Source organism: Enterobacter cloacae complex sp. 385G4, assembly GCF_057320665.1.
The window spans coordinates 1-14051 of the sequence record NZ_JBXWDD010000002.1 but is presented as its reverse complement, the minus strand read 5'-3'; the positions used below and the strand labels follow the sequence as shown (position 1 = coordinate 14051).

At 52.5% G+C, this 14051-nt stretch carries 17 protein-coding genes and 2 pseudogenes; 9 read left to right on the top strand and 10 right to left on the bottom strand.

The features are described from left to right. Positions 1 to 8 precede the first annotated feature (8 nt). The 4 genes from AC2FAJ_RS07965 to AC2FAJ_RS07950 all read right to left on the bottom strand — a co-directional run bounded on the left by AC2FAJ_RS07965 (position 9) and on the right by AC2FAJ_RS07950 (position 2296). Complete coding sequence (locus tag AC2FAJ_RS07965) at positions 9 to 611, bottom strand: hypothetical protein (protein ID WP_045260722.1); 603 nt, start codon at positions 609 to 611, stop codon at positions 9 to 11. Between the two features lie 78 nt (positions 612 to 689). Beyond that, positions 690 to 977 (bottom strand): helix-turn-helix domain-containing protein, encoded by a 288-nt coding sequence (locus tag AC2FAJ_RS07960; RefSeq protein ID WP_028012247.1) that lies wholly within the window; start codon positions 975 to 977, stop codon positions 690 to 692. Continuing rightward, a complete protein-coding gene (locus AC2FAJ_RS07955; RefSeq protein WP_028012246.1) occupies positions 958 to 1287 on the bottom strand; it encodes a type II toxin-antitoxin system RelE/ParE family toxin in 330 nt (109 codons plus the stop codon). Before AC2FAJ_RS07955 ends, AC2FAJ_RS07960 begins: the two co-directional genes overlap by 20 nt. Before the next feature lie 139 nt (positions 1288 to 1426). Further along, positions 1427 to 2296 carry a helix-turn-helix transcriptional regulator gene (locus AC2FAJ_RS07950; protein ID WP_047367648.1) on the bottom strand — a complete coding sequence of 290 codons (870 nt, stop codon included), beginning with the start codon at positions 2294 to 2296 and terminating at the stop codon, positions 1427 to 1429. Between the two features lie 107 nt (positions 2297 to 2403). Between AC2FAJ_RS07950 and AC2FAJ_RS07945 the strand changes: the two genes are divergently transcribed. Continuing rightward, positions 2404 to 3840 (top strand): MFS transporter, encoded by a 1437-nt coding sequence (locus AC2FAJ_RS07945; RefSeq protein ID WP_485453998.1) that lies wholly within the window; start codon positions 2404 to 2406, stop codon positions 3838 to 3840. A 65-nt stretch (positions 3841 to 3905) separates the two neighbouring features. Then, positions 3906 to 5150, top strand: coding sequence for a mechanosensitive ion channel family protein (locus tag AC2FAJ_RS07940; RefSeq protein ID WP_041911005.1), 1245 nt, complete (start codon positions 3906 to 3908; stop codon positions 5148 to 5150). On the opposite strand, the gene AC2FAJ_RS07935 is transcribed toward AC2FAJ_RS07940, so the two are convergent. The 4 genes from AC2FAJ_RS07935 to AC2FAJ_RS07920 form a co-directional block, all read right to left on the bottom strand. Further along, positions 5151 to 6122 (bottom strand): LacI family DNA-binding transcriptional regulator, encoded by a 972-nt coding sequence (locus tag AC2FAJ_RS07935; RefSeq protein WP_047362669.1) that lies wholly within the window; start codon positions 6120 to 6122, stop codon positions 5151 to 5153. A gap of 75 nt (positions 6123 to 6197) precedes the next feature. Beyond that, on the bottom strand, positions 6198 to 7340 hold the full coding sequence (locus AC2FAJ_RS07930; RefSeq protein ID WP_485453997.1) for a Gfo/Idh/MocA family protein: 1143 nt from the start codon (positions 7338 to 7340) through the stop codon (positions 6198 to 6200). Further along, the gene (locus AC2FAJ_RS07925) at positions 7333 to 8358 is read right to left on the bottom strand and encodes a sugar phosphate isomerase/epimerase family protein (RefSeq protein WP_048956980.1); all 1026 of its coding nucleotides are present in this window, start codon (positions 8356 to 8358) and stop codon (positions 7333 to 7335) included. The genes AC2FAJ_RS07930 and AC2FAJ_RS07925 overlap by 8 nt, the downstream gene beginning before the upstream one ends. Before the next feature lie 15 nt (positions 8359 to 8373). Then, positions 8374 to 9609: an MFS transporter gene (locus tag AC2FAJ_RS07920; protein ID WP_485453996.1), complete on the bottom strand. Its 1236-nt coding sequence runs from the start codon at positions 9607 to 9609 to the stop codon at positions 8374 to 8376. Between the two features lie 417 nt (positions 9610 to 10026). Here AC2FAJ_RS07920 and AC2FAJ_RS07915 point away from each other — a divergent pair, with 417 nt between their 5' ends. From AC2FAJ_RS07915 to AC2FAJ_RS07895, 5 genes and pseudogenes are all read left to right on the top strand, one after another. After that, positions 10027 to 10584, top strand: a complete 558-nt coding sequence (locus AC2FAJ_RS07915) for an Arm DNA-binding domain-containing protein (protein ID WP_047362665.1) — start codon at positions 10027 to 10029, stop codon at positions 10582 to 10584. A gap of 9 nt (positions 10585 to 10593) precedes the next feature. After that, the gene (locus tag AC2FAJ_RS07910; RefSeq protein WP_131701731.1) at positions 10594 to 10896 is read left to right on the top strand and encodes a hypothetical protein; all 303 of its coding nucleotides are present in this window, start codon (positions 10594 to 10596) and stop codon (positions 10894 to 10896) included. A 217-nt stretch (positions 10897 to 11113) separates the two neighbouring features. Next, positions 11114 to 11299, top strand: a pseudogene (locus tag AC2FAJ_RS07905) (tyrosine-type recombinase/integrase); the annotation flags it as partial. Between the two features lie 179 nt (positions 11300 to 11478). Beyond that, positions 11479 to 12186, top strand: coding sequence for a hypothetical protein (locus AC2FAJ_RS07900; RefSeq protein WP_485453995.1), 708 nt, complete (start codon positions 11479 to 11481; stop codon positions 12184 to 12186). A gap of 203 nt (positions 12187 to 12389) precedes the next feature. Then, positions 12390 to 12869, top strand: coding sequence for an Hcp family type VI secretion system effector (locus AC2FAJ_RS07895; protein ID WP_051486125.1), 480 nt, complete (start codon positions 12390 to 12392; stop codon positions 12867 to 12869). An 89-nt stretch (positions 12870 to 12958) separates the two neighbouring features. Here the strand turns inward: AC2FAJ_RS07895 and AC2FAJ_RS07890 are convergent. Continuing rightward, a pseudogene (locus AC2FAJ_RS07890) lies at positions 12959 to 13144 on the bottom strand (serine hydrolase); the annotation flags it as partial. Between AC2FAJ_RS07890 and AC2FAJ_RS07885 the strand changes: the two are divergent. Beyond that, positions 13119 to 13313: a hypothetical protein gene (locus AC2FAJ_RS07885; protein ID WP_051486127.1), complete on the top strand. Its 195-nt coding sequence runs from the start codon at positions 13119 to 13121 to the stop codon at positions 13311 to 13313. The pseudogene AC2FAJ_RS07890 and the gene AC2FAJ_RS07885 sit on opposite strands and share 26 nt — an antisense overlap. After that, positions 13301 to 13525: a hypothetical protein gene (locus AC2FAJ_RS07880; RefSeq protein ID WP_051486129.1), complete on the top strand. Its 225-nt coding sequence runs from the start codon at positions 13301 to 13303 to the stop codon at positions 13523 to 13525. The genes AC2FAJ_RS07885 and AC2FAJ_RS07880 overlap by 13 nt, the downstream gene beginning before the upstream one ends. A 73-nt stretch (positions 13526 to 13598) precedes the next feature. On the opposite strand, the gene AC2FAJ_RS07875 is transcribed toward AC2FAJ_RS07880, so the two are convergent. Beyond that, positions 13599 to 14051: hypothetical protein (locus AC2FAJ_RS07875; RefSeq protein WP_485454114.1), on the bottom strand; the 453-nt coding region annotated here is incomplete at its 5' end.

The window sequence follows — 14051 nt, the reverse complement described above, 5'->3', positions numbered from 1 at the left end:
GCGGCCCGTTACGTTTTACTGATGACCAGCCTGCGGTGTGGATGTACATCGCGATCGCTTCCCCAGGCAAAGGCAATCCAGCGCTCTTCCAGCTCGGCGTAAGAGTTTACGGGCGTTAACGTCCATTCTTCTCCCACTGTACCGTCTGCTACGCTAATGCGATAGTTCATGGTGAACGCCCAGTCGATCATGCGCAGCCAGAACCGTTGCCCGTCCCCCGTTTGCTCGCTGTCGGAGACTACGATGTCGTATTCGCTGAGCACCCACTGGAAAAATAATTGCGGTAATCCGCTTATTACGCGCTGGTGGACGGCGCGCGGGGTGCGCCATACCATCACCTGCGTGGCGGCACCGTGGGGAAAGGTAATTTCTTTATGAAATGTAAGCTTCACGGCATACGCCGTATAAGGCTTACCGTCATCGGTAGTCACGAGACGATATTCATCACCATAACGCGATTTTAAAAGCCGATATCCGACAGGCAGCAAGAACCCCGGCAGATGAAAATCCGCAGTACCCCGCGCCAGAAATGCTTCGGTATGTTCGACGTTTCGGGAGATAAGCCCGAGTTTTTGGCTGAACTCTGCGGAATCAATCATTAGTGGCGACATTAGTTGTTTCTCATCGCATAAGTATAGTCAACTTAACTTCCAATAGAAATCGCGTAAATTCAGCAAGTTGATTAAGCATCAATAGAGCGTAATCTGCGGATGCTTTATCCCGCACACCAGCGCATAACGCGTTAATGTATCGAGACTCGCCCGGGTAATATTCGCTTCCATTCTTGATACCGTTGGTGCGCTGACGCCCATCCGCTCCGCCACCTGGGCGCGCGTCAGGCCAGCATGATTGCGCCATTGCGCCAGCATCTCCCGCAAACGCTCCTTGCGCTCTTCTGCATCAAAGGAAGCCTGAACCTCTGAATCGCTTAACAGTTCAGCCCTGAGTTCATCCCAGTCAATAATCTTCTTGCTCATCCAACATCTCCTGTTGTCGCTTCAGTGCCAGACGAAGTTCAGCAGAGGGCGTTTTTTGCGTCTTCTTAACAAACACGCGCAAAAGAAAAATCGTCTTTTCCCGCTGGTAAACATAGATACCTCGGGTATGGATCAGCCCAACGGTCCTTATTTCAAACAGGCCATGCGGCAATGGTTTGCTGTCAGGTTCCCGAAGAGCCGTCGGGTTTAAACGCAATTTATCAAGCTGGCGAATCAGCTTCGCCTTCACCCCAGCAGGCAGTAAGAGAATCTCTTCCCTTACCGCCTCATGAACGATAAGTCTGAACACGATATTTCATCCCTGATGATATTAGCATATAAGGCAATTTGCATTAAAGGCTAACTTTGCTTTTCGTGTCCCACCTTACCCATTTTTAACAGGAAGAACCGGACCCGCTTTGATTCCCTGAAAGCGCCTCGCAAAAAACTTACTTCCCCTGCGCCGCCAGCCATTCCATCGCCCTTTCCCCCGCCTCATCCACCGGGAGATACACCAGTAGCCGCGATCCGTTTCGCGGCGCGGAGTACCAGTACATCTGCTGCAGCGTAAAATCTCCCAGTTCTGGATGGGTAAACAGCTTGAGCTGGTTCTCTACGCCGCGCACGTCGTTGCGCTGGTGCCACAGGGTTTTGAACTCTTCGGACACCGCGAAGAAGCGCGCCAGTTTGGCTTCCCACAGCGGGTCGCCCCGGTGTTCGGCCATCGCCGCGCGGAAATAGGAGACGAAAATCGGCAGCACGTCGTCGCGTCTGCCGAGACGCGCGCGCCACGCCGGATGGGTAAGGAACAGGTAAATACAGTTGCGGTCTTCCGGCGGGATGGCGTTGAAATCGACGCCCATGAGATGCCCGAAGCTGTCATTCCACGCGACGATGTCGAAGTTGGGCTTCTGAATGCTGGCGGGTTTAGGCATCAGGGTATCGAGCAGTCGGCGCGTGCCTTCGCTGATGCCCTCGCAGCAGACCGCCTGCGGGGCTTCACCCGGCGGCAAGCCGGCGAGCACGAAAAGATGCCGGGCCTCGGTCGGGGTGCACTGCAGCGCTTTTGCGATGGCGGCCATCACTGCGCTGGAGGGGTTGACGTCCCTGCCCTGCTCAAGCCAGGTGTACCAGGTCACGCCCACGTCAGCGAGCATCGCCACCTCTTCCCGGCGCAGGCCCGGCGTGCGCCGCCGACCGCTGCGCGGCAGGCCGAGACGCTGGGGATCGAGGCTTTCCCGCCGGGCGCGTAAAAATGCCCCCAGCTGTTTTCGGGTGTCATCCTGAAGTGAGGTGACGGGTTCAGACATCAAGGCCATAAATCCCCCTGCATGGTAGTGCCAGTACCAGTATAAGCAAGAACTGGTACCCGTTTATCAGATGGTTGATGCTACGACCATCTGATGAATGACGCAATGGAGTTACCATGAATACGTCAGTTGTTTCACCGGGTCGCGCAGGCCTGATATTGCTGTTAACCGGCCAGATGCTGCCGATGATTGATACCTCAATCACCAACGTGGCGCTGGACGCCATCACCCACTCGCTGCACGCCACCGCCACCGAGCTGGAGCTCATTGTCGCTCTCTACGGCGTGGCCTTTGCCGTCTGCCTTGCGCTCGGCAGCAAGCTGGGGGATAACCGTGGCCGCCGTCGCCTGTTTATGTGGGGCGTGGCAGTTTTTGGGCTGGCCTCGCTGCTGTGCGGGATGGCGGGAAATATTGAACAACTGCTGGCCGCACGCATCGTTCAGGGCGCGGGGGCAGCGCTCATCATGCCGCAGATCCTCGCCACGCTGCACGTCACGCTAAAAGGTAGCGCCCACGCGAAAGCCATTAGCCTGTTTGGCGGCATTGGCGGGATTGCGTTTATCGTCGGGCAGATGGGCGGCGGCTGGCTGGTGTCGGCGGATATCGCCGGGCTGGGCTGGCGTAACGCCTTCTTTATCAACGTGCCGATTTGTCTGGTGGTGCTGGCGTTAAGCCGCCGCTACGTGCCGGAAACCCGACGTGAAACGCCGTCGCGCATCGACTGGACAGGCACCGTGCTGCTGGCCCTCATTCTTTGCTGCCTGCTGTTCCCGATGGCGCTCGGTCCGCAGTGGCACTGGCCGTGGTCGCTGAAGGTTATGCTTCTTGCCATTATTCCGCTGGCCTGGCTGATGGCGCAGAACGCACGCAAAAAGGAGCGAGAGAATGCCCATCCGCTGATCCCGCCACGCCTGCTTCAGCTTCGCAGCGTTCGCTTTGGCATCGTGATTGCGCTGCTCTTTTTCAGCGTCTGGTCCGGGTTTATGTTCTGTATGGCGCTGACCATGCAGACCGGTCAGGGGATGGCGCCGTGGCAGTCCGGGAACAGCTTTATCGCCCTGGGCGTGACCTATTTTATCTCTGCCTGGTTCGCGCCACGGTTAATTGCCCGCTACAGTACCAGCACGATTCTGCTGACGGGTCTGGCAATTCAGATAATCGGCCTGCTGGCGCTCATCGCGACGTTCCGGCTTTGGGGCGTGAACAATACCGCGCTGACGCTGGCCCCTGCCACCGGGCTGGTGGGCTACGGTCAGGCGCTGATTGTAAACAGCTTCTACCGCATCGGGATGCGCGACATCCAGCCTGACGACGCAGGGGCCGCAAGCGCCATTCTCAGCACGCTGCAGCAGGCCGCGCTGGGTCTGGGACCGGCCATATTCGGGGCGATTTTGCTGCACGGGCTGCAGCATTACTACGGGGATTACGCGCAGGCGATTAACCTTTTCCTGGCGGTGGAAACCGGCCTGATGGTTATCCTGGCGCTGGCGACGCTGCGCATGCGTCATCGTCTCTGCCTGCCGGTAGTGAAGGTCTGTGAGGCCGCCAAATAACCCTGTGAATTTGCATAATAGATCCGCAGCCGCCATTATGGGGCTGCAACAATACAGGAGACGTTATGCAGGAATTAATTGCTCAGGTTGAAGAGTTAGGGATTGAAATTAATCACACCACCTCTTTAGTGATTATCTTTGGTATTATTTTTCTCACCGCCATCATTGTTCATTTTATTTTGCACAAACTGGTGCTGCGCGCATTCGAGAAACGCGCGCAGGCCAGTAGCCATTTATGGCTGCAAATTATTACCCAGAATAAATTATTTCACCGTCTGGCCTTTACCCTGCAGGGGATAATCGTCAACGTTCAGGCGGTACTGTGGCTGCAAAAAGGCAGCGAAGCGGCGGAAATACTCACCACCTGCGCGAAGCTGTGGGTGATGGTGTATGCCCTGCTCTCCTTCTTCTCGCTGCTGGACGTGATATTTAATCTGTCGCAAAAGATGGCGACCGCCTCGCAGCTGCCGCTGAAGGGGATCTTCCAGGGCATCAAGCTGGTGAGCGCTATCCTGGTGGGGATATTGATTATCTCCCTGCTGATCGGCCAGTCCCCGGCGATTCTGATCAGCGGTCTGGGTGCGATGGCCGCCGTCCTGATGCTGGTGTTTAAAGACCCCATACTCGGCCTTGTGGCGGGTATTCAGCTTTCCGCCAACGACATGCTCAAGCTCGGCGACTGGCTGGAGATGCCGAAGTACGGCGCTAATGGTACAGTGACGGACATCGGCCTGACGACCGTTAAAGTACGCAACTTCGATAACACCATCACCACCATTCCGACGTGGGCGCTGGTCTCCGACGCCTTTATCAACTGGAGTGGGATGTCCGCCTCCGGCGGGCGACGCATCAAGCGCAGCCTGAATATCGATACCACCAGCATTCATTTTCTCGACGAGCAGGAGCAGCAGAAGCTGATTCAGGCAAAACTGCTGAAGCCTTATCTGGCCGCGCGCCATGAGGAAATTAGCCTGTGGAATCAGCAGAACGGCGAAGGGGAATCGGTATTAAACCTGCGCAAGATGACCAATATCGGCACCTTCCGCGCCTACCTGAATGAATATCTGCGTAACCATCCGCGTATTCGTAAAGATATGACGCTGATGGTGCGTCAGCTGGCGCCGGATGCCAACGGGCTGCCGATTGAAATATATGCCTTTACCAATACGGTAATCTGGGCGGAATACGAAGATATTCAGGCCGATATCTTCGACCATATTTTCGCGGTAGTGGATGAGTTTGGCCTGCGTATTCACCAGTCGCCGACCGGGAACGATATTCGCTCCCTGGCAGGCGTTATTGCCAGATAATCAGGTGCTGGCGCGGGAAATAAAGCGCCAGTCCATCATCACCCTTTCCGTGGGCGCATCCGGGTTGTCGATTTTGTTTAAGAGAAGATTGACCGCCTTGCGCCCGATATCGCGCGACGGCTGTTCGATGGTGGTAAGTGAAATCATGTCCGCCAGCTCCGTACCGTCAAAGCCGACCACGGCAATATCCTCTGGCACCCGCAGACCTGCCTGCTGAATGGCGCGCAGCGCGCCCGCCGCCAGCGTATCGGAAACGGCAAATACCGCATCCGGCGGATTATCTTTTAACAGGTTTTGCATCGCCGCCATGCCCGCCCCGGAGCTGAGATCGCTGGCATACTCCACCGCCTGATAGTCCAGATCCCGCAGGTGGATCACGCTCTTGTAGCCGCGTTCGCGCAGGCGGGCATACTTGTAGCTGAGATCGTGGTTGATCATCGCGATACGCTTGCGGCCGCCGTCGGCCAGCTGGCTGACGGCATGCTGTGAAGCGTCCACATCATTGATGCCGACGCAGGAGACCGCGCCCGCATCGGCGTATTCGGCGCACTGCACCCACGGTGCAGAACCAATCAGCGCGGCAAGTTCCGGCAGCTTCGAGAAGGCGTCCATGGTGATAATGCCGTCGACGATTTTGCCGGAGAGCAGGCTCAAGCCCGAGCGGGAGCGCTCGATGTCCGAGCCGGAGTTGCACAGCAGAATGCGGTAGCCGTTTTTCTCCGCCTCGGCTTCGATGCCCTTCACCACTTCGGCGCAGAACGGGTTGGCGATGTTGGACACCATCACCAGGATCATATAGCTGCGGGCGGTGCGCAGCTGACGGGCGAGCAGGTTTGGCTGGTAGTTGCTCTCCTGAATCGCCTGCAGAACGCGCTCGCGGTTTTTCGCCTTCACGGTGTCGCTGTTATTCAGCACGCGGGAGACCGTCGCCACGGAAACCCCGGCCAGCTGAGCGATTTTCTGAATTGACATAGCGACGATACATCCTGCGGTTAGCGTTTTGTGCAGGCTACCATAAATTTGTTGCCCGGCGAACCAGGCAATGCGTCAGCATTCCACGCGCACCCAGCGCTGCTGCTGATGGCTTTTCACAATGGCATCAATGATATACATCACGTTTGCGCCATCGTGAAACGTCGCAAACTGCGGCGTCTCCGGCATTGCGCCCGCCTGCACGGCGCGGTAGAACTGCGCCATCATATTTTTGAAGGCATCCGGCCAGCCTTCAATATGCCCGCCAGGGAAATGGGCGCTGTCGGCCACGTCAGGATTCATCAGCCCCGGATCGTCAGTGAGCGTCTGGTTGGCCTGCGCGCGATGGCCGATCCACAGCTGCTGCGGCACCTCCTGGTCCCACGCCAGCGAGCGCTCGCTGCCGTTGATCTCAAACGTCAGGCGGTTTTTACGCCCGGCGCTCACCTGCGAGACGCTAAAGCAGCCCTTGCTGCCGTCGTCAAAGCGGAACAGCACCGAGCCAAAGTCTTCGGTCGTGACTGGTTTGTCTTCATACTCCGCCTGTTCGTCATGGGAGAAGGTTTGATTCCCGCCCTTGCTGGCCCTGCGCGTCGGCCAGACGATGGATAAATCAGCCATCACCTCGGTAATGCGCCGCCCGGTGACGAACTGCACCGTGTCGCACCAGTGGGAGCCGATATCCGCCACCGCGCGCGATGCGCCGCCGAGCGCGGCATCCACCCGCCAGTTGTAGTCGGTTTCCAGCAGCATCCAGTCCTGTAGGTAGCTGCCGTGTGAGGCAAAAATCCGCGCGAGGCTGCTTGCGCGCAGCATGCTCGCCGCCTGACGCACCATCGCAAACTGGCGATAGACGAAGCTCACGCCATGCACCACGCCCGCCTGCTCCGCCAGCGCCACCAGCTCGCGCGCCTCCTCAGGCGTCATGCACAACGGCTTTTCGGAAAACACGTGTTTGCCCGCGCGCAGGATCTGGCGGTTAATCTGTGCGTGCAGGTGGTTCGGCGTGCAGTTGTGCACCACGTGCAAATCAGGGTGCGCGAGAAGCTCCTCAACGCTGCCGTACGCGTGCGGTACGTTTAGCAGGCGCGCCTTTTCCTGCGCCTTAACGAGCGAGCCGTCGCACAGCGCGACCACCTGAACAAACCCGAGGCGCCTGAGCGCCTCGATATGTGCCGGGCCAATAAACCCGCTGCCGACGATCCCGACGTTAATCATGACTGCCCCCTGCGGCGAAATCGTCAAACGCCCGTCCGGAAACGGGAATGATATGCCGGCGAATAAATTCGCTGCCTTCACTCGCCCCGGTATCGCCGTCCTTCAGGCAGCACTCCCACTCCAGCACCGCCCAGCCGTCGTAGTCGTACTGGGTCAGCTTGCTGAAAATGCCCTTAAAGTCGATCTGCCCGTCACCGGGCGAACGGAAGCGACCGGCGCGGTTGATCCACGGCTGGTAGCCGCCGTACACGCCGCTGCGCCCGCTGGGGCGAAACTCGGCATCCTTCACGTGGAACGCTTTAATACGCGCATGGAAGATGTCGATAAAGGCCAGATAGTCCATCTGCTGGAGCAGCATATGGCTCGGATCAAAGAGGATGTTGCAGCGAGGATGGTTATCCACCAGCGCCAGAAAACGCTCGAAGGTCACGCCGTCGTGCAGATCTTCCCCGGGATGCAGTTCAAAGCAGACGTCCACCCCCTGCTCGCCAAAGGTATCCAGAATTGGCCGCCAGCGGGTTGCCAGCTCCTCGAACGCTTCCTGAAAACGCTGCTCGTTATGCGGCGGCCACGGATAGAAAAACGGCCACGCCAGCGAGCCGGAGAAGGTGGCGTGCGCTTTCAGACCTAATCTTGCCGAGGCGACCGCCGCCTGCTTCAGCTTCTCCGTGGCCCACGCCCGACGGGCAGCATCGTTACCGCGCACTGATGCGGGCGCGAAGTGGTCAAACGCGTCGCTGTAGGCGGGGTTCACCGCCACGAGCTGCCCTTCCAGATGGGTAGACAGCTCGCTGATAACCAGCCCGTGCGCGGCCAGCGTAGCGGCGATGTCATCGCAGTAGGCCTGGCTCTCTGCGGCTTTCTCGACGTCAAAGATGTGCGGATGGTTGCAGGGGATCTGCACCGCCTTATAACCTTTACCTGCCGCCCATTCAGCCAGCCCGTCGAGCGAATTAAACGGCGCTTCTGCGCCAATAAACTGCGACAGAAAAATGCCGGGTCCTTTCATCGTCCTCATACCACCTCCTGAACGTTACGCCTTGTCATCGTCATACTTAAACGTGAGAAGGAAAATCAGCGCGATCGCCGCGGCCGCCACCGCCGGGATCCACCAGAATGTCACCCACGCCTGCGGCACGGTCTGCCCTGCCACCAGGCGGTTATAGAGCGCGCCGGAAATCTGCGAGCCGAGGAGCATGCCGATGCCGTAGGTGAACATCACGATCATGCTCTGGGCCTGGCCTTTGACCTTTTCGCCTGCCACCCGGTCGGTGTAGATAAAGCCGACGACAAAGAAGAAATCGTAGCAGACGCCGTGGAGCAGAATGCCGAGATACAGCAGAATGCGCCCCTCCTCGCCGACGCCCAGCGCGAACATGGCGTAGCGCACAAACCACGCCAGCATGCCGATCAGCAGCATGACCTTCACCCCCAGGCGGCGGAATAGCAGCGGAATGACCAGCATGAAGAAGATCTCGGACATCTGCCCGAAGGACATGGCGGTGCTGACGTCGGCAATTCCTGCATCCGCCAGATACGAGGCGGTGTAGGCGTAATAGGTTCCGAGCGGGACGGAGATCAGCATCGCGCAGACGGAGAAAACGAAAAAGTGGCGGGTTTTGAGCAGCGCGAACGCATCCGCGCAGAAAAGATCGCGCACCTTCACCGGCAGGCCTTTCGCGGGCGCAGGCGTGTGCGGCAGCGTCAGGCTGTAAAGCGCCAGCAGCACGGAGCTGGCCGCCGCTACCTTAAAGATGGTAACGCTGGACGCCACGCCGGTGACGCCGATGAAAATGCCCGCCACGATCCAGCCGATGGTGCCGAACACGCGCACCACCGGGAAGGTTTTATCCACGTTCGCCAGGCTATGGAACGCGATGTTGTTGGTCAGCGCCAGCGTCGGCATGTAGCAGAGCGTGTAGCCAAACAGCAGGCCAATCAGCAGCGCGCCGTTCTCGGCAATCAGCGCCCCCGGCACGAACCAGAGGATCGCCGCGCCCGCGAGGTGCATCACCGCCATCACCTTCTGCGAGGCGAAGAAGCGGTCCACCAGCATCCCGAGCACGAACGGCGAGAGAATCGAGGCGATTGGCCCGGCGGAGAACGCATCGCCAATCAGCAGAGACATGTTGTGCTGGGTCATCACCAGGCCGAGCGTGACCGACCAGCTACCCCAGATAAAAAATTGCAGAAACATCATCAGCGACAGACGTGGCACCAGCAGCCGGTGCTGTGTTATCGCCTTTTCACTACTTTCAGTTGACACCATGATAAGCCTCACCCGGAAAAAGTAATCGATTACAAAAAAGCTCAAATGAAAAGTAATCGATTACAAAATAAAGATCCTGTGGATCGTAGAAGATTTGGGAGGGGGGTCACGATAAAGATGAAGCAGTGTTTTATAGGCCCGGTAAGCGCAGCGCCACCGGGCGTGAAGGCAGGTGCGGTCTGGTTTGGTGCGGTCTGTTGCCCTCACCCCGGCCCTCTCCCACAGGGAGAGATGTCAAAATAATTGAACAAATAGTGAGATAATCTAAGTTAAAACACGTTGATTTCATTAAGTTTTCAGCCGTTGCATGAGCTAGTTTTGCTCATTACGCTATAGTTTAAGAAACAGTTTTTTTGAACTAGTTTTTGAACTTGAACTGCGAATAAGTATGCACTCATTATGCAAAGGATATGAATAATGCAAATCAACTTTACTGCTAAAGCTCTTGATAGTCTTCCTCCAAAAGCCGCCGCTTACATAGCTTATCATGCAAGCGGCGAGCGCGGGACGGGTCGTGTGGGTGTACGTGTTTACCCTTCCGGACGCAAGACTTTCGTGTACCGTCATTTTGTGGGCAAAGCAGCAAAATTTCAGACACTGGGTGACTACCCGGCTATGTCAATCAGTAGCGCTCTTGAGAAGTTCGAAAGCCTTTCTTCCTGCCCGGATGTTATCAAAGTCACTTCAAAAAGCGGGACGCTTGCTGATCTGTTCGAAGCGCATAAAACAGATCCTATTGCTTCAGGCAAACGTAGCTATCATCACTATGAAACCCTGCGATCTGTGATTTCTGACAGCGGAATGCTACCGGAGACCACTATTGCAAAGAAAATCACAACAAATGATATACGCGCGATCCTAAATTACGTTCATAAATGCACTCAAAAGCGTCCCTGGGTAAACCAGATTCGTTCTTACATGCACACTCTCTTTTCATGGGGAGTGAAGTGCGGAAAATTACATTTACTGGATTAACCGAACGTTATGTTTGATATTCCCTTCAATCCGGTTTCTGCTATACCAGTGCTCGAAGTTTCAGAAGATGAATCATATATCGGTGAAATATTCCTTAGCTTTGATGAACTTTCTTTGTTGCTTAAACAAACACAGGTTGATTTCTTTAATCCCGATATTACTGTTCTCATACAGTTAATTTTTTCTGTGGAGGCCAGCGCCCGTATGAGATTATGGCTTTACCGAAGAAATATTACGACAAAACAAACATGGTTTCATCTATTCCACCTTCATTTTCCAAAACAAAAAATGGTATCATTTTATCCTTTGTGATACGGCAATTAAGTTACTCGATATAATGATTTCACGTTATCCAGAACATGAGTATATTTTCCCCAATCATAACCATGAAAAGAAATTAGCTAACCTGGAGAGGAAAGTAACTCTTGGAAAACAGGGTAAGTTTTCAAACGGATATACAATGTTTATGTCCAGTGACTTGCTGTTAGATAACATTAAGCGATACTGTATAAATAATAATATTGATGGATTCAGTCCCCGCGATTTTAGAAGGACGTTCAAAACTTTGGCCGGGCAAATTAAAATTACAAAAGAGATTCGTGATAGAATACAGCATCATGCTTTACATGACGTATCATCAGTCCATTATGATAGATATGATTATAGTGAAGAAAAGTTGGAAGCTCTTGTGAAATGGGAATATAAGCTAAAATAGATAATGAACAACAATTAATTAAGCATTACATTCATCAGGTTAATTATTTCAAGCCACCTATTTACCCTGGCAATATAAAGGTGGCTTTTTTTATATACATCCTGGAATTGAGATCGTGATCACTATAAGCAATGCGTTATGTATAAGATGATCAACGTATCGAATCCAAGGGGCATACTATGTATTACAGTGAAGATATTATAAACAAAATAGGAACCAACAAAGAATTAGCCGTGAGATTAGATAAGGCTATGGCTGGTGTGAAAGATGGTTTTATCGAATATGTAAATAATCTCGGTGATGGTGCAACAAGAGCACTTTATTACACTTCCTGCTTTACAGAAAATTATAAAGATGTTTGTAAACAGCTTGGAAATGAGGATAAGCGTTTTTTACTAGGTTTGTATGAACTTGTTAAGCATAGAAATATAATTTTTAGGATGATATTAATTTATGTGCAAACGTTGCTTAAAAGTAAAAATGAAAGTGAAAAAGACATTATTCTTAGAAAAGTTGTGCCGCCTACAACACACTATTCAGTTATGCAAGCTTCAAGGTTTGCACTAGTCTATTCAGTTGTTAAATACATTTGCTACGGGAGTAAAATCAATGGAGTTATACAAAGTGCAATGTTGAAAAAAATTGGAGGCCTTACATCAGGGGGATTAATAGCATTAAGTACATACGGTACGGTTCAACATGCTGCTGATAGTGCACACAATTTAAAATATTTTCTGCCACTGTACTATAATGCTCTTTACTCGGAAAACCTTGAAATGATGTACTTTCTAATAGAGCCAGTAGTTTTAGATGTTGGTTATTTAAATATAAGCACAGCATCTAATGCTGATATAATTAATGCATTAAAACGAATGGCTGGCCTATGAAAAAGATATTAAAAGAAATATTTAGGCTTATCTTTGATGATTTAACCCTCCAATTGAAAACGTACTTAACTATTTTAGTTATAATTTTATTATCATATATTCCTGTAAAGTATATTGATAATCCTGCTATTACAACTTCCGTAGTCGGGATTATAATTGTTATTGTCCTATATTTTTCATTTTTTTATGAGAGAAAAAAATAAATGTCTATACCAGCACATATTTGGCTTACCGATGAAAATGATTCACCTTTAATCGGTGAATGTTTAATGCCTACACGATTGGGTTCCACAGAACTCAAATCTTTCAATCATTCTATATGGATTCCCACAGATCATAACACTGGAAAACTTACAGGAACACGTCTACATGTCCCGATTACTTTTGAAAAAGAAATTGACCGACTCACCCCCTACTTATTCAGAGGAGTATGCCAGGGTAGAATATTTAAGTCAGCCCTGATTAAAATGTACAAGATTAATGAGGCAGGAATAGAGGTAGAATATTTTAATATAATATTGGAAAATGTAAAGATAACAAGGATTTCTCCAGTATTATTTCCACTTGGTGTAGCAGGTAAACATATGGAAGAAGTTGAGATTCGCTATGAATCTATCGAATGGAAATATTGTGATGGGAATATAATGTTTAAAGATTCATGGAATGAACGGGCTATAGCATAAAATAAGGGACTCATTAGAGTCCCTTTTCTTATTTACTTCAGTGCGCCGTATATCTGATCAACTATCCAGCCGTATGTGGCTGCGGATAATCATCCACTTACAAATACATTAGGATTTTTTGTGGGGTCAGCTACCGGGGAATGCGGTCTATTGCCAAGAATAACGATAGCCATATGATTTACAGGATCGATAGCCGTTAGCGTTCCTGTCCATCCTGTGTGCCCATACGTTTCTTTGCTGGCTAAGACATTGAATGTCGGTGTCGTGGATGCATTTGGCACAGGCAACAAGGAGCATGAACAGATTATTGAACAGGCCACCGCCTTTTTGATGGTAAACAGCATCAGCCGCTTTATTCCCGTTGATTTTGACGAACTGAGCCAGCTTAACGTTCACAGCCTTGCCGGATATAAGGACAAGGGCGCCAGACCGTGGAGCCTGTAACGTTCTACGTGCTCCCCGCGCCGTTTAAGGATGAACTGGCGAACGGGTTTGACGTGAACCAGGCCGCCCGTGTGCTGTATGAAGCCGGGATGCTCAAAATGCCCGCCAGCGGCAGAAGCTGGCAGAGCCGTACGCCCCGCATCCAGCATATGAACAACCGACAGCTACGGGCCTATGCCGTGCTGCTGGTGGATGACAGCAAGCCAGAATAGCGCATTCACATTAGCAGCCCCGTTTTTATGTTGGTTCAGAGAAGAGATAAAATAAATAATTCCTTATTATTAATTATTTATCTTTTTTATTGAGACAACACTGAGACAACATCAGGTGTTTTTGAGACAACAAAGGGCTATTCTGAACCAACATAAAAATCTGTTTTCCGTTTTTCTGTTTCTGGCTGGCTTTTTTTTTAAGCAACAAGGTCCCCCACACCGCAGCTGTCTCAGAAATGTTAACGTGTTGTCTCAAAACCGGGCTGTGTTGTCTCAGAAAGTTCCCGTAACAGGCTGATTTAAAATGCAAAGATGCTTTTTGAGACAACTGAGACAACCCTTTGAGAGGGCCTATAGAGGAAAAAATCCGGTTGCCTGATATCGGGTCAGAAAAGATACCTTTTCGCGACCAGTGGGAGAGGGGCGGGTTAATCTCTGCGTCTGCGGATGATAAGGCCGGGAGTGCCCCACCCGGATACCGTGGCGCATCAGCCACAGCTCCAGCGCCGTCCAGGTGCCGGTGGTG

Coding starts and splice junctions, on each gene's coding strand:
- AC2FAJ_RS07940 (WP_041911005.1), top strand. CDS start 3,906: ATGCAGGAATTAATTGCTCAGGTTGAAGAGTTAGGGATTGAAATTAAT.
- AC2FAJ_RS07925 (WP_048956980.1), bottom strand. CDS start 8,358: ATGAGGACGATGAAAGGACCCGGCATTTTTCTGTCGCAGTTTATTGGC.
- AC2FAJ_RS07915 (WP_047362665.1), top strand. CDS start 10,027: ATGCAAATCAACTTTACTGCTAAAGCTCTTGATAGTCTTCCTCCAAAA.
- AC2FAJ_RS07930 (WP_485453997.1), bottom strand. CDS start 7,340: ATGATTAACGTCGGGATCGTCGGCAGCGGGTTTATTGGCCCGGCACAT.
- AC2FAJ_RS07900 (WP_485453995.1), top strand. CDS start 11,479: ATGTATTACAGTGAAGATATTATAAACAAAATAGGAACCAACAAAGAA.
- AC2FAJ_RS07910 (WP_131701731.1), top strand. CDS start 10,594: ATGTTTGATATTCCCTTCAATCCGGTTTCTGCTATACCAGTGCTCGAA.
- AC2FAJ_RS07945 (WP_485453998.1), top strand. CDS start 2,404: ATGAATACGTCAGTTGTTTCACCGGGTCGCGCAGGCCTGATATTGCTG.
- AC2FAJ_RS07935 (WP_047362669.1), bottom strand. CDS start 6,122: ATGTCAATTCAGAAAATCGCTCAGCTGGCCGGGGTTTCCGTGGCGACG.
- AC2FAJ_RS07960 (WP_028012247.1), bottom strand. CDS start 977: ATGAGCAAGAAGATTATTGACTGGGATGAACTCAGGGCTGAACTGTTA.
- AC2FAJ_RS07920 (WP_485453996.1), bottom strand. CDS start 9,609: ATGGTGTCAACTGAAAGTAGTGAAAAGGCGATAACACAGCACCGGCTG.
- AC2FAJ_RS07950 (WP_047367648.1), bottom strand. CDS start 2,296: ATGGCCTTGATGTCTGAACCCGTCACCTCACTTCAGGATGACACCCGA.
- AC2FAJ_RS07965 (WP_045260722.1), bottom strand. CDS start 611: ATGTCGCCACTAATGATTGATTCCGCAGAGTTCAGCCAAAAACTCGGG.
- AC2FAJ_RS07895 (WP_051486125.1), top strand. CDS start 12,390: ATGTCTATACCAGCACATATTTGGCTTACCGATGAAAATGATTCACCT.